The following is a 14,462-nucleotide window of genomic DNA, read 5'->3' on the forward strand; positions in this document are numbered from 1 at the left end:
ATGCCCCGCGCCATGTCGCTCCGCCTTGTCACTGCCCTCACCGCGGCCCTGGCCACCGGCGCGCCCGGGCAGGGCTTGGACGCGCCGCGCCTGCTCGGCTGGGATTCGACGTTGATCGCGTCCTCGGCGGTCGCCGCGCTGCCTGCGGCACCGGCCGGGAGTGGCGCGACCGCGGACCTGGCCGAGACGCTGTGGCGGTTGCGGCGCGGCGAGTTGTCCGCCGATCGACGCGAACTGGCGCTGGCGTTGCGACGCGCCACGCTCACGGAGAAACAGCAGCGCGACGCGCCCTGGGGCTACTACCTCTCGGCGCGCGCGCTGCTCGCCCTCTGGCGAGCGGGCGCACCCGCCACGGCCAACGAGGGGCAGTTCGACGGTGAGGCCTACGCCGATGCCATCTGGCGGCATCTGCACGCAGCCCTCGAGCGGCAGCCTGATTTCCCTCCCGCACGGCGCATGGCGCTCGACCTCCTGCTCGCGGGCGGCGACCGGAGCCTCGGGCGCGACCAACGTCGGGCGCTCGACGTGCTCACCCGTGCCGTCCCACGCGATCCCGATCTCCTCCTCATCCGGGGCCGTGAGCTGCGCCGCAAGGGGGAGCTCGACAGCGCCCTGGTGCGTTTTGGCGAGGCCGCCCACGACGGTGGCGACGCCGGACGCGCCCAGCTCGAGCGCGCGCGCACGCTCATGGCCCTCGGCCGGCCCGCCGAGGCTGCAGCCGCCTACTGGGCTGGCGTTCAGCGCGTCACGCCGGCGACCCGCGAAGCCTATCGTTTCGACCTTGCGTGGATCCTCGTCGGCGACACCCTCGCGACCTTCGATGCGGTCCCGGATGTCGCGGTGGCCCCGTGGCTCCGGCGGTTCTGGGCCGAACGCGACGCCGCCGCCGCGAATCTCCCCGGCGAGCGCCTCGAGGAACATCTCCGCCGCTGGGTCAAGGCGTTCCGCGATTATCGCGTCTTCATCCCCGAGCGTCGCACCCAGTTCCGCCGAGTCGAGTACCTCTTCGAGGGCCTCGATCAGTGCATCGGCAGTGACGCCGCGCTGTACGAGACCCTGGCGCGGATGCAACCGACGCTCCCCGGCGACGTGCGCGCGCTCGAGCCGCTGCTCGATCATCGCGGCCTGATCTACCTGCGTCATGGCGAACCGATGCGGCGCATCGTCGGCGGCCTCGGGGGCACCGGGGACTCGATCATGCCGCTCGACAGCACCAACTCGTTCTCCTCCTCAAGCCTCTTCCGCGAACGACGGCTCAGCACGCGCGCCGAACTGGAGGACGAGACGCGGCTCAAGATGCGACAGAACGAATCGTGGCTCTACTGGTTCGAAGGGGGCTGGCGGCTGCTGCACTTCCGCGGCAGTGACGCGCTCGGTTCGATGGCGCCAACGACGCTGTCGGGCTACCTGCCGGTCAACGGCTACTTCGGTGAATGGCAGCGGCGCGGCACGTTGATGCCCGAGTACGCGGCGGCGGCGGCGCGCATGGCGATCGAGCGCACGATCGTCGAGAAGAGCTGCATCCAGGCCGTCACCTTGGCCATTCGGAAGAGTCGGGACGATGCCCATACCGGGACCAGCAGCGATTCCGACACGCCGCTGATCCGTGAGCCGTGGAACGCCGTGCTGCAGAGCTTTGCCGTCGGCACCACGCGAGACGGCACGGCGCGCGCGCTGGTCACCTTCGCGATTCCACGCGCGCCGCTCGCGGTCGAGACCGACGCAGCCGGCCGACGGGTCACGCCGGTGCAGTTCCGGGTCGTGGCGTACGAAGCAAAGAGCGGTGCGACGGTCGTGCTGGACACGCTGCGCCGGTTCGTCTCGCCGAGCGGCGCGGCAGCGCGCGAGAACCTCAGCGGCTGGCTGGAACTCCCGCTCACCGCCGGGACGTGGCAGGTGGCGGTGCGGCTCTCGCAGCACGGCGACACCGTCGGGGCCTTCGGCCTGCAGCGCGGCCTGGTCGTGCCGGAGGCGACGCTCGCGATCAGCGACATCCTCACCGGCGTCGCCAACTCGCCGACGCGCTGGCCCGGCGACGGCGTCGGCTTCCCGCTGAACACCCTCGGCACCTGGCCGAAGGGTGGCACCGTCGAGCTGTACTATCAGGTGCACGGCTTGACGGAGGGCACACCCTATCGGACGACGCTGGAGGTTCGCCCGATGTCCGGTCGGACGGAGCGGCTGGTCCGCCTGGTGAGCACCGATCGCGCCACCGGACCGCTGACGCCGATCCGTCGCAGCCTCGCACTGGGCAAGCTGCCCGCCGGCCGCCACTGGCTCACCGTGACGGTTGAGGAGGGGGGGCGGACGGTCAGCGTGCGCCGGGCGATCGTGGTGATCGACCCGTGAGGGGGGGGCGCCGTTGACCCGCCCCCCTCGGGTGGACAAGTTGCCGGGATGAATCGGCTCGTCCCCACTGTCCTCTTCGACCTGATGGCCTCGGTCGAACGCGTGCTGTCGCTCTTCGGCGTCAAGCTGGAGGAGTTCCGCGCCGCTGGCGTGAAGGTGCTGCTCCTCTGGGTGGCGGCCTTCATCGCGTGGCGCGTCGTGCTCGTCGTCGCCGACCGGATCGTCATCGCGGCCGACGACGGCGACGACACCCGCCTCTCGTCGCACGAGAAGCGCGCGCAGACGATCGCCGAACTGTTGCGCGGCGTGGGGAAGATCGTGATCGTCCTGTTCACGATCGTGCTGACGCTGAATCAGTTCATCGACATCACCCCGTTGCTCGGCGGGGCCGGCATCCTCGCCCTTGCCGTCTCCTTCGGGTCGCAATCGCTGGTCAAGGACGTCATCAGCGGTTTCTTCATCCTGGTCGAGAACCAGTTCGCCGTCGGCGACGTGATCGAGGTGGCGGCGAAGACCGGCACGGTCGAGAAGATGACGCTGCGGGTGGTGATGCTGCGCGACATGGAGGGGACGCTGCACATCGTCCCCAACGGGCAGATCACGACGGTGAGCAACCGGACCCGCGGCTGGTCGCGCGCCGTGGTCGACATCGGCGTCGCCTACGACGCCGATGTCGACGCGGTGCTCGCGATCCTCCGCGACGAGGCGAAGCGATTCGGCGAGTCCGACACCTGGGTGCCGAAGCTCGACGGGATGCCCGAGGTGGTGGGCGTGCAATCGCTGGGTGACAACGCGGTGACGATCCGCGTCCTGCTTCGCACCCAGCCCGGCAACCAATGGGAGGCGGGGCGGGAATTCCGGCGCCTCGCCAAGATCCGTCTCGATCGCGAAGGGGTGGAGATTCCCTTCCCGCAGCGGACCGTCCATGTCCGCCACCATGGCGCGGCGCCGGATGATCCGGCCACCCGCGCTGCGATCACCGATGCCGCCGCGGGGGGCGCGTGACACTCCGGCTCTACAACACGATGACGCGGTCCGTCGAGGACTTCGTCCCGCTTCAGGCGCCCCACGTCTCGCTCTACACCTGCGGGCCGACGGTCTACAACTACGCGCACATCGGCAACTTCCGGACGTTCCTCTTCGAGGACGTGCTGCGCCGCTGGTTGGCAGCATGCGGCTTCGACGTCTTCCACGTGATGAACCTCACCGACGTCGACGACAAGACGATCCGCGGCGCGGCGGCGGCCGGGGCGTCGCTGGCCGACCATGTGGTGCGCTTCATCGACGCCTTCCGCGAGGACTGCGGGTACCTCCGCCTCCTGCCGGCGCATGTCTATCCGCGCGCCACCGAATACGTCGCGCCGATGATCGCGTTGGTGGAGTCGCTGCTGGCCAAGGGCGTCGCCTACAAGGGTGACGACGGCTCGGTGTACTTCGCGATCGCCCGCTATCCGGCCTACGGCAAGCTCTCGCGGCTCGACACGCGCGAGCTGCAGGCGGGCGCCGGTGGTCGCACCCTCGCCGACGAATACGCGAAGGAGGATGCGCGTGACTTCGTCCTCTGGAAGGCCGCACGCGACGAAGACGAAGCGGTCGGCGCCGCCTGGGATGCGCCATTCGGCCGCGGTCGGCCAGGGTGGCACCTCGAATGCTCCGCGATGGCGCTCGACCTGATCGGGAAACAGCTTGGCACCGATGTGCTCGACATCCACGCGGGCGGCATCGACCTCGTCTTCCCGCACCACGAGGATGAGATCGCGCAGAGTTGCGCCCACACCGGCAAGCCGGACTTCGCGCGCGTCTGGATGCATGGCGAGTTCCTGACGATGGCCGGCACCAAGATGTCGAAGCGCTTCGGCAACATCCTCACGGCCCGCGACCTGCGCGAGGAGAAAGTCGACGCCGGCACGGTGCGCCTGCTGCTGGCAACGACCCATTACCGCGCCCCGCTCGACTTCACCGATCAGGCGCTGGATTCGGCGCGCGAGGGGTCGCGCCGCCTCGGCGCCGTGGCCGCGCGCCTCGCCCAGCTGCCGGCGTCGGCTGGCAGTCCGGCATACGAGGCGGTCGGCGCCACCCTCGCGGCCGACTTTGCGACCGCCATGAACGACGACCTCAACACCCCGCGCGCGTTGGCGGCGCTGTTCGAGGCCGCGCGGGAAGGGAATCGACTCCTCGACGCCGGTGAGCAGCCCGGACCGGCCTTCCGGGCAGCGTGGGCCAAGGCGACGGATGTGCTGCAGGTCCTCCCGACACCGGCGGCGGGGTTCAGCCTGCCGGCGACCGGAGCCACCAGCGCCGGCGACCTCGAGGAGGCAGTGCCAGCGGATCAGGCGGCCCAGCAGGCGTGGGCGTTGGGTTGGGCGGGGCGTCGGTTGACCGCCAAGCAAACCCGAAACTTTGCCGAAGCCGACCGGATTCGCGGGCTCCTGGCGGAGGCGGGCTGGGACGTTCGGGACAACCGGGACGGGACGGCCGAGGTGCAGCGCCGATAAGGCCCCGTTGACGTTGCTTTCCGAGGCAGGTAAGTTGAGGGTCTGTCGGTCGAACGGCCTTTTTTTGTAGGCTGACGTAGCTCAGTTGGTAGAGCACCCGATTTGTAATCGGGCGGTCGTGGGTTCGATCCCCTCCGTCAGCTCCAGCGGCGAGGGTAGGGCAGAAGACGGTGGGGTGGCCGAGTGGCTAATGGCAGCAGACTGTAAATCTGCCGGGCTACGCCCTACGTAGGTTCGAATCCTACCCCCACCATGTGGTACCGAAGTCGGCGTACGGATGACCCGATGCGGGTGTAGCTCAGTTGGTAGAGCATCAGCCTTCCAAGCTGAGGGTCGCGGGTTCGAGTCCCGTCGCCCGCTTGCTCACGTAGCTCAGTTGGCAGAGCACATCCTTGGTAAGGATGAGGTCACCGGTTCGATCCCGGTCGTGAGCTCTGAGTGACCGTCGAGCCACGAGGGTTCGGGCGGACAATACGGCAGGACGGGGCGTGCCAAGTGGACGCCCAAGGCACGCCGGGCAGGCGGGGCGAGGTTCCCGCGCCCGGCGCGTCGTGTCAGGGCGAAGCAGGCAGGTCGCCGCGATTCGCGCGAAGGCAGTTGTTGTAGGGGCGCAGCATGTCGTGCCCCCCACGTGCGGTTTGCAGGACGGATTGGAGGGGCGCAGCATGCTGCGCCCATACTGGCGAAGACCACCACGCTGTAGCGGAGATCGGGACATGGCCAAGGCAAAGTTTGACCGCAGCAAGCCGCACGTGAACGTCGGGACGATCGGTCACGTCGACCACGGCAAGACGACGACGACGGCGGCGCTGACGAAGGTCTCGGCCGACAAGGGCTTCGGGACGAAGTACGTGGCGTACGACGAAGTGGCGAAGGCGTCGGAATCGCAGGGGCGTCGTGACTCGACGAAGATCCTGACGATCGCGACCTCGCACGTCGAGTACGAGACGGCGAACCGCCACTACGCGCACGTCGACTGCCCGGGGCACGCCGACTATGTGAAGAACATGATCACGGGGCCGCGCAGATGGACGGCGCGATCCTCGTGGTGTCGGCCGTGGACGGCCCGATGCCGCAGACCCGCGAGCACATCCTCCTGGCGCGCCAGGTGAACGTGCCGAAGGTCGTGGTGTTCCTGAACAAGTGCGACCTGGTCGACGACGCGGAGCTGCTCGACCTGGTCGAGCTCGAGGTCCGTGAGCTGTTGACGCAGTACCAGTTCGACGGCGACAACGCGCCGGTGATCCGGGGCTCGGCGATCAAGGCGATCGAGGGCGATCCGGTGTGGGTCGAGAAGATCCAGGAGCTGTACGACGCGCTGGACACGTACATCCCGGAGCCGATCCGCGAGACCGACAAGCCGTTCCTGATGCCGGTCGAGGACGTGTTCTCGATCACCGGCCGCGGCACGGTGGCGACGGGCCGGATCGAGCGCGGGCAGGTCAAGGTGCAGGAAGAGGTCCAGCTGGTGGGCTTCGGGGCGGAGAAGAAGGCGATCGTGACGGGCGTCGAGATGTTCCGGAAGCTGCTGGACTCCGGGATGGCGGGCGACAACGTCGGGTTGCTGCTCCGGGGCGTGGACAAGAACGAAATCGAGCGCGGGATGGTGCTGGCGAAGCCGGGATCGGTGAAGCCGCACACGGAGTTCGAGGCCGAGGTCTACGTGCTGGGCAAGGATGAAGGGGGCCGTCACACGCCGTTCTTCAAGGGCTACCGGCCGCAGTTCTACTTCCGCACGACGGACGTGACGGGGTCGGTGGAGTTGCCGGCGGGGGTGGAGATGGTGATGCCGGGCGACAACATCCAGATGACGATCACGTTGATCACGCCCGTGGCGATGGACGAGGGCTGCGCTTCGCGATCCGCGAGGGTGGCCGCACGGTCGGCGCCGGGGTCGTGACGAAGATCTTGAAGTAGGCTGCAGGGGCCCGCAGGGCGCCGCATGGGCAGCCATACGGGCGCCGGATGCGGCGCCCGCGAGCAGGCCCAGGCACGGAGTAGCAATGACGGATCAGGACACGCAGGTCGCGACGGTCTCGACAGGAAAGCTGGCTTCGGCTCAGGGATTCCTGCTCGACACCCGCGCCGAGATGGACAAGGTCAGCTGGCCGCCGAAGGACGAGCTCGTCAAGGCGACGCGCGCCGTCCTCATCGGCGCCGCCATCTTCGGCGTCGTGCTCGGTCTGGTGGACTGGCTGCTCCAGAAGCTCCTCGTTGACGGCGTTGCCGCGCTGGCCCGATGAGCGACACCGAAGTGACGTATCGCTGGTACGCGATCCAGACGACCGCGGGCCACGAGAACAAGGTCCGCATGCTGCTCGAACAGCGCATCAAGGACGACCCGCGGCCCGAAGGGCAGAAGCTGGTCGCCCGGGCGCTGGTGCCGACGCAGGAAGTGGTCGAGATCAAGAACGGCAAGAAGGTCACGGTCGAGCGGAAGCTCTATCCGGGCTATGTGATCGTGCAGATGGGGCTGAGCCAGGAAGCGCAGCACGTCGTGAACTCGATCCAGGGCGTGATCAAGTTCGTCGGGACCGGCAAGGCGCCATTGGCGCTCCGCGATGACGAAGTGAAGCGACTCCTCGGCATGGCCGAGCCGGAAGCCGAGTCCGCCCCGAAGGAGGAGATTCCCTTCCTCGTCGGGCAGGCCGTCGAAATCACGGAAGGACCGTTCTCGGACTTCTCCGGCGTCGTCGAGGATGTGCTCGCCGACAAGGGGAAGGTCAAGGTGTCGGTGTCGCTCTTCGGGCGGCCGACGACGGTGGAGCTGGATTATTTGCAGCTTCGGGGTCACTAGCAGGAATCGATCATCGACGGATGAGGTAGGACCGGAGAGCTCCGCTCTCCCCCGGCGACCGCCCCGGGTCAAACGGCGGCAGGTCCAGCGATGACCGCTGGTCCGTCATTCGGTGTCCCGCGCAGCCAGCGGGCACCGTTACAGGAGTAACATGGCCAAGAAGATCACAGCCATGGTGAAGCTGCAGTGTCCGGCTGGCGCGGCGAATCCCGCACCTCCGGTCGGCACGGCGCTTGGCCCGCACGGGGTCAACATCATGGAATTCTGCAAGCAGTTCAACGCGCGCACCCAGGCGCAGTCGGGAATGGTGATTCCCGTGGTCGTGACGATCTTCGGTGATCGCACGTTCACGTTCATCACCAAGACCCCGCCTGCGCCGAACCTCCTGCTGAAGGAAGCCGGAGTGGAGAAGGGCAGCGCCGCGCCGAACCGCACCAAGATCGGGAAGGTGACCTCCGCGCAGGTGCGGAAGATCGCCGAGATCAAGATGGTCGACCTGAACGCCTCCGACATCGATTCCGCGATGCGCATGATCGCCGGGACCGCACGGTCGATGGGGCTGGAGGTCATCGACTGATGGCGACCCAGGGCAAGAAGTATCGCGCTGCCGTGGCCAAGGTCGACACCACCCGGATGCATTCGACGTCCGAGGCGGTGGACCTCGTCAAGCAGACCACGTACGCCAAGTTCGACGCGACGGTGGACGTCGCCGTCCGGCTCGGAGTGGATCCGCGTCACGCTGACCAGGTGGTCCGCGGCACGGTGATCCTCCCGCACGGCACCGGCAAGACGGTTCGCGTGCTCGTCGTCGCCCAGGGCGACCGGGCCAAGGACGCCGAGGCGGCGGGTGCCGACTTCGTCGGGCTCGAGTATCTGGCCAAGCTGAAGGAAGGCTGGCTGGAGTGCGACGTCATCGTCGCCACGCCGGACGTCATGGGGCAGCTGGGCGCGCTCGGCCGGATCCTCGGTCCGCGCGGCCTGATGCCGAATCCGAAGGCGGGCACCGTCACGATGGACGTGGCGAAGGCCGTCAAGGAGATCAAGGCGGGCAAGATCGAGTTCCGCGTCGACAAGACGGGGAACGTCCATGCTCCGATCGGCAAGGTCTCGTTCTCCGGCGAACAGCTGGCGGCGAACCTCGACGCATTCATGGAGACCATCGTGAAGGCCAAGCCGTCGGCCGCCAAGGGGACCTATGTCCGCTCGGCGACCGTCAGCGCGACGATGGGCCCCGGCATCAAGCTCGACACCGCGGGGTACCGATGAGCAAGATTGAACGGCATGCGGAAGTCGCCATGCTGACCGAGGCCATCAAGGCCTCCCCGACGCTCTTCGTCACCGACTTCAGCGGCCTCAACGTGCTGAAGATGACGGAGTTCCGCCGGCGCCTCCGGGCAGCGGGTGGACAGTACGTCGTGGTGAAGAACACGCTGGCCCAGCGGGCGCTGGCCGCGAACAGCATCGCGGATCTCGACAGTCACCTGACCGGCAACACCGGCCTCGTCTTCGCAGGCGGGGATCCGATGGCGGCGGCCAAGGTGATCGGCGAGTTCGCCAAGGAACACGAGAAGCCGACCGTGAAGGCCGGGTGGGTCGACGGCAAGGCCGTTGCCCCGGCGTACGTGAAGCGTCTCGGCGAGATCCCCCCGCGGGAGGTGCTGCTCGGCCAGTTTGCCGGCGCGCTCAACGGAGTCCTCTATCAGGTGGTCGGTGCGCTCGAGGCGCTCCGCGAACAGCGTTCGGCCAGCTCGGCCGCGTAACATACGGGAGATACAATCATGGCGACTATGCTCAGCAACGACGAAATCATCGACGCGATCGGCAACAAGACCGTGCTCGAACTGGCCGACTTGATCGAGGCCTTCACCACGAAGTTCAACGTCTCCATCGCGGCCGCTCCGGCGGCGGGTGGCGGCGGCGCGGCCGCGGCCGTGGTCGAGGAGCAGACGGAGTTCGCCGTCATCCTCAAGGCGGGTGGCGAGAAGAAGATCAACGTGATCAAGGTCGTCCGCGAGATCACCTCGCTCGGCCTGAAGGAAGCCAAGGACCTGGTCGATGGCGCGCCGAGCACCGTGAAGGACGGCGTCTCCAAGGCCGAGGCCGAGGAAATGAAGAAGCGGCTTGAGGAGCAGGGCGCGAGCGTCGAGCTGAAGTGACCCGTGAAGCGGGACGTCCCGGGCCGGTGGCATCCGCTGCCGGCCCCGGGGCCTTCCGACTTCTCCACGGTCACTCTCAGTGAGACGCGATGCCGACTGAACGCGAACTCGAGTTCTGCATGACGACAGTGCCAGCCCCCGCCCAGCGCGGGGGCTTCGGCACTGCCGTGGCCATTTGCACGGGATGGGGCGATGCCTGATACGCTGCCGGTGATTCAATTCTCTTCGATGCAGGGCGGCATGCAGATGCCCCACCTGCTCGACATTCAGACCAGGGCCTTCGAGTCCCTGCTGGTGCCCGATGACGTCGATGGCGATCGCCAGGACGTCTCCCTGGAGCGCGTCTTCCGCGACCTCTTCCCGATCGCCGATGTGAACGGGAAGTACTCGCTCGAGTTCGTCAGCTACGCGCTGGGCGAGCCGAAGTACACGGTCGAGGAGTGCATCGAGCGGGACATGACCTATGCGGCCCCGCTCCGCACCAAGCTCCGCCTCGACGTGTTCGAGGAGGTGGACGGCCAGCGGCGCCTGAAGAATGCCATCGAGAAGGAGGTCTATCTCGGCGAACTGCCGTGCATGACCCCCCTGGGCACCTTCGTGATCAACGGCGCCGAGCGCGTCGTCGTCTCGCAGCTGCACCGGTCGCCGGGCGTGGTCTTCGAGGAGGACACCCACCCGAACGGGCAGCGCCTCTTCTCGGCGCGGATCATCCCGTTCCGCGGCTCGTGGGTCGAGTTCACGATCGACATCCACGACGTGATCTACGTCCACATCGACAAGAAGAAGAAGTTCCCGGCGACGGCGCTGTTGCGCGCCTTCGGCCACGGCCACAATGCCGACATCCTCCGGTTGTTCTTCGCCGAGAAGATGCTCGACATCACCGGCCGCGCCGACTCGCGCCAGGAACGCCGGGAAATCGTCGGGGCGATGCTCGCCGCCGATGTCCCGAACCCCGAAGAGAAGGGCGGCGCCCCGCTCGGCAAGACCGGCGAGGAGCTGACCCCGGAACGCCTCCAGGCGATGCGCCACGTGGGCGTCAAGCAGGTGCGCGTCTTCGCCGGCTACACCATCCTCGACCTGCGCGAGGATGAAGTGCCGACGTCGAACCGCGACCGCAGCGCGCACGTGCTCGCCTTCGCGGTGGCCGAGCCCGACACCGGCGAAGTCCTCGCCGAGGCCGGCACCGACCTGACCGACAAGCTCCGCGCCAAGCTGCTCAAGGCCGGCGTGCAGAAGGTCGAGATCCTCCTCCCGGCCGGGAAGGGGGAGTCGCCGCTCATCCGCAACACCCTCTCGAAGGACCCGACGCACTCGGAGCAGGAGGCGCTGGAGCAGATCTACGCCCTCCTCCGGCCGGGCGATGCGCCGAACCTCGAGACGGCGCGGCAGCAGATCCAGAAGCTCTTCTTCAACCCGAAGCGCTACGACCTCGGGCGCGTGGGCCGGTACAAGATCAACCAGCGGCTCCGGCTGAAGGTCGATCCGAACCACACGGTCCTCACCGAAGAGGACTTCATCGCGATCGTCCGCTACCTGATCGACCTGCATGACGGTCGCGGCAACACCGACGACATCGACCACCTCGGCAACCGCCGGATCCGGTCGGTCGGCGAGCTGATTGCCAACCAGTTCTCGGTCGGCCTCTCGCGCATGGCCCGGCTCGTCAAGGAGCGGATGAGCATCAACTCCGATCCGGAGAAGATCTCGCTCGACGACCTGGTCAACGCCCGCACCGTCTCGGCGGTCATCCAGGCGTTCTTCGGCAGCTCGCAGCTGTCGCAGTTCATGGACCAGACCAACCCGCTGGCGGAGCTGACCAACAAGCGCCGGCTCTCGGCCCTCGGGCCGGGCGGCCTGACCCGCGAGCGCGCCGGCTTCGAAGTCCGCGACGTGCACTATTCGCAGTACGGCCGGATGTGCCCGATCGAGACGCCGGAAGGCCCGAACATCGGCCTGATCACGTCGCTCGCGACGTTCGCGCGGATCAACGAGCTCGGCTTCATCGAGACGCCGTATCGCGTCGTGAAGCAGGGCAAGGTCACCGACGAGCTGCACTGGCTCTCGGCGAGCGATGAAGAAGAGTTCGCGGTCGCGCAGGCGAACGCCCCGCTGACCGAGCAGGGTACCTTCGTCGATTCGATGGTGCTGACGCGGCGCGGCGATGACTACCCGCTGATGCCGCCGGCCCGGATCGACTACATGGACGTGGCGCCGGAGCAGCTGGTCTCCATCGCCGCCGCGCTGATTCCGTTCCTCGAGCACGACGACGCGAACCGCGCGCTGATGGGCTCGAACATGCAGCGTCAGTCGGTGCCGCTCCTCTTCCCGCAGTCGCCCGTCGTGGGCACCGGGCTCGAGGGGAAGGTCGCCTCGGACTCGGGCGCGGTGATCATCGCCAAGCGCGCCGGCACCGTCACCCGCGTCACCGCCGACGAGATCATCGTCGATGCGGGCGTCGAGGCGACGGACCGGGCCGTGCCGCTCGGCCGCCTCGCGCGGATCGACCGGTACCGGGTCAAGAAGTTCTGGCGCACCAACCAGGACACCGCGATCAACCAGCGCCCGCTCGTCCATCAGGGCGAGCAGGTTGCGGCCGGGCAGATCATCGCCGACGGTGCCGCGACCGAGGCCGGTGAGCTTGCGCTCGGCAGCAACGTGCTGGTCGCGTTCATGCCGTGGTACGGCCACAACTTCGAGGACGCGATCGTCCTCTCCGAGCGGCTGGTGAAGGACGACGTCTATTCGTCGATCCACATCCAGGAGCTCGAGCTGCACGTCCGCGACACCAAGCGCGGCCAGGAAGAGATCACCCGGGAAATCCCGAACGTCTCGGACGAGGCCCTCGTGGACCTCGACGAGCGCGGGATCATCCGGATTGGCGCACACGTCAAGCCGGGCGACATCCTCGTCGGCAAGATCACGCCGAAGGGCGAGACCGAACTGTCGCCGGAAGAGAAGCTCCTCACGGCGATCTTCGGCGAGAAGGCCAAGGACGTGAAGGACTCGTCGCTGAAGGTGCCGCCGGGGATGAAGGGCACCGTCATCGACGTGAAGATCTTCTCGCGCGTCGAAGGGCCGGTGGTCGACAAGGACCGCGGCGAGCGGATCGGCGACGTGCGCCGCCGCGAAACCGAGGAGAAGGCCCGCATCACCCAGGCGATGTTCGAGGAAGCGCTCGAACTGCTCGACGGCCAGACCGTCGGCCTGATGCTGCGCGCCGGGAGTGTCGAGGAGTTGCAGGCGCAGGGCACCAAGCTGACCAAGGCGCTGCTCAAGACGATCGACCTCACCGAGGTGGATCTCAAGACGCTGCGCGTGGTCGACAAGGCCGCCAACGAGCGCCTCCGTGCCACCCTCGATGCCGCCACGTCGGAACGGGCCAAGGTCGAAGAGAAGGCCGAGGACCAGATCGACAAGATCCTCCAGCCGGACGAACTGCCCCCGGGCGTCATCCAGCTGGTCAAGGTGTACTGCGCCGAGAAGCGGAAGATCTCCGTCGGCGACAAGATGGCCGGCCGTCACGGCAACAAGGGCATCGTCGCCCGCATCGTGCCGGAAGAGGACATGCCGTTCCTGCCGGATGGCACCCCGGTCGACATCGTGCTCAATCCGCTCGGCGTGCCGAGCCGGATGAACGTCGGGCAGATTCTCGAGACGCACCTCGGCTGGTGCGGCCGGATCCTCGGCTTCAAGGCGAAGACCCCGGTCTTCCGTGGCGCCGAAGAGTCCGAGATCGGCGTGCTGCTCCGCCTGGCCGGACTCGGCTGGGCCGGTCAGTCGCTCGCGCTGGCGCATGCCGCCCCGTCGCCCGATGCGGCGACGGTCGAGGCGCTCGTTCGCGACCTGAAGGCCGCGAAGTCCCTGGTCGGTGCGACGCTCGATGCCACCGGCGTCGAGGCGCTCTCGATCAAGGGCGCGTCGAAGGTCACGGTCGGGTTGGCGAAGGGCGTCGAAGCGTTCCTCACGGCGTCGGCGGCGGAACTCGCCGGACGGCTCCGGGCGCAGCGCCAGACCGAGCTCACCGTGCACGGCGCCCTCCTCGCGGAGTCGACCGGTGCGGCGAAGGCCGAGTTCGAGGCCGCGAAGAAGATCATCACCACGGCGGCGAAGGCCGACGATGCCAAGCTGCTCGAGGCCGTCGGCCTCGGCTCGCTGGCGCTGGTGGCGGCGGGCAAGGCGACGCCCGAGCAGATCGGTGAAGCCGCCGATGCGCTCATCCGGCACGCCGGCCTCACGCCGGCCGGCAAGGCGCGGCTGCGGGACGGCCGCTCGGGCGTCGAGTTCACCGGTGACGTGACGGTGGGCACGATCTACATGCTCAAGCTGAGCCACCTGGTCGACGACAAGATCCACGCCCGTTCGATCGGGCCGTACTCGCTCGTGACGCAGCAGCCGCTCGCCGGCAAGGCGCAGTTCGGCGGCCAGCGCTTCGGCGAAATGGAAGTCTGGGCGCTGGAGGCCTACGGCGCCGCGCACGTGCTGCAGGAGATGCTGACCGTCAAGTCCGACGACGTCAACGGCCGCAGCCGCGTGTACGAGGCCATCGTGAAGGGGCAGAACCTGCCGGAACCCGGCATCCCGGAGTCGTTCAACGTGCTCGTCAAGGAACTGCAGGCCCTCGGGCTCAAGGTCACCCTGGGCACCACGGCCGAAGGGGAGGAGTAA

The 14,462-nt window shown here is 68.0% G+C and carries 10 protein-coding genes, 4 tRNA genes and 1 pseudogene; all 15 read left to right on the forward strand.

From position 1 onward, the window contains the following. The 15 genes and pseudogenes from IPP98_13655 to rpoB all read left to right on the forward strand — a co-directional run bounded on the left by IPP98_13655 (position 1) and on the right by rpoB (position 14,462). Complete coding sequence (locus IPP98_13655; protein MBL0180148.1) at positions 1 to 2,349, forward strand: hypothetical protein; 2,349 nt, start codon at positions 1 to 3, stop codon at positions 2,347 to 2,349. Between the two features lie 48 nt (positions 2,350 to 2,397). Then, a complete protein-coding gene (locus IPP98_13660; GenBank protein MBL0180149.1) occupies positions 2,398 to 3,354 on the forward strand; it encodes a mechanosensitive ion channel family protein in 957 nt (318 codons plus the stop codon). Then, a complete protein-coding gene (locus IPP98_13665; GenBank protein ID MBL0180150.1) occupies positions 3,351 to 4,844 on the forward strand; it encodes a cysteine--tRNA ligase in 1,494 nt (497 codons plus the stop codon). Before IPP98_13660 ends, IPP98_13665 begins: the two co-directional genes overlap by 4 nt. Positions 4,845 to 4,914: 70 nt before the next feature. Continuing rightward, positions 4,915 to 4,990 (forward strand) — tRNA-Thr (locus IPP98_13670). Between the two features lie 23 nt (positions 4,991 to 5,013). Then, positions 5,014 to 5,097 (forward strand) — tRNA-Tyr (locus IPP98_13675). Between the two features lie 34 nt (positions 5,098 to 5,131). After that, positions 5,132 to 5,204: transfer RNA gene (locus IPP98_13680), tRNA-Gly, on the forward strand. A 1-nt stretch (position 5,205) separates the two neighbouring features. Beyond that, positions 5,206 to 5,278 (forward strand) — tRNA-Thr (locus IPP98_13685). Between the two features lie 282 nt (positions 5,279 to 5,560). Beyond that, positions 5,561 to 6,761 (forward strand): annotated as a pseudogene (gene tuf / locus IPP98_13690) (elongation factor Tu). 86 nt (positions 6,762 to 6,847) lie between these two features. Beyond that, entirely contained in the window at positions 6,848 to 7,087 is a 240-nt protein-coding gene (gene secE, locus IPP98_13695; GenBank protein ID MBL0180151.1) for a preprotein translocase subunit SecE, read from the forward strand. Further along, complete coding sequence (nusG, locus tag IPP98_13700) at positions 7,084 to 7,641, forward strand: transcription termination/antitermination factor NusG (protein ID MBL0180152.1); 558 nt, start codon at positions 7,084 to 7,086, stop codon at positions 7,639 to 7,641. The genes secE and nusG overlap by 4 nt, the downstream gene beginning before the upstream one ends. Positions 7,642 to 7,792: 151 nt before the next feature. Further along, positions 7,793 to 8,218 carry a 50S ribosomal protein L11 gene (gene rplK, locus IPP98_13705; protein MBL0180153.1) on the forward strand — a complete coding sequence of 142 codons (426 nt, stop codon included), beginning with the start codon at positions 7,793 to 7,795 and terminating at the stop codon, positions 8,216 to 8,218. After that, positions 8,218 to 8,907 carry a 50S ribosomal protein L1 gene (locus IPP98_13710; protein ID MBL0180154.1) on the forward strand — a complete coding sequence of 230 codons (690 nt, stop codon included), beginning with the start codon at positions 8,218 to 8,220 and terminating at the stop codon, positions 8,905 to 8,907. Before rplK ends, IPP98_13710 begins: the two co-directional genes overlap by 1 nt. Further along, positions 8,904 to 9,401, forward strand: coding sequence for a 50S ribosomal protein L10 (locus IPP98_13715; protein MBL0180155.1), 498 nt, complete (start codon positions 8,904 to 8,906; stop codon positions 9,399 to 9,401). The genes IPP98_13710 and IPP98_13715 overlap by 4 nt, the downstream gene beginning before the upstream one ends. Before the next feature lie 18 nt (positions 9,402 to 9,419). After that, positions 9,420 to 9,797 carry a 50S ribosomal protein L7/L12 gene (rplL, locus tag IPP98_13720; GenBank protein ID MBL0180156.1) on the forward strand — a complete coding sequence of 126 codons (378 nt, stop codon included), beginning with the start codon at positions 9,420 to 9,422 and terminating at the stop codon, positions 9,795 to 9,797. Between the two features lie 228 nt (positions 9,798 to 10,025). After that, positions 10,026 to 14,462, forward strand: coding sequence for a DNA-directed RNA polymerase subunit beta (gene rpoB, locus IPP98_13725; GenBank protein MBL0180157.1), 4,437 nt, complete (start codon positions 10,026 to 10,028; stop codon positions 14,460 to 14,462).

Source organism: Gemmatimonadota bacterium (assembly GCA_016720805.1).
Taxonomy (GTDB): Bacteria; Gemmatimonadota; Gemmatimonadetes; order Gemmatimonadales; family GWC2-71-9; genus Palsa-1233.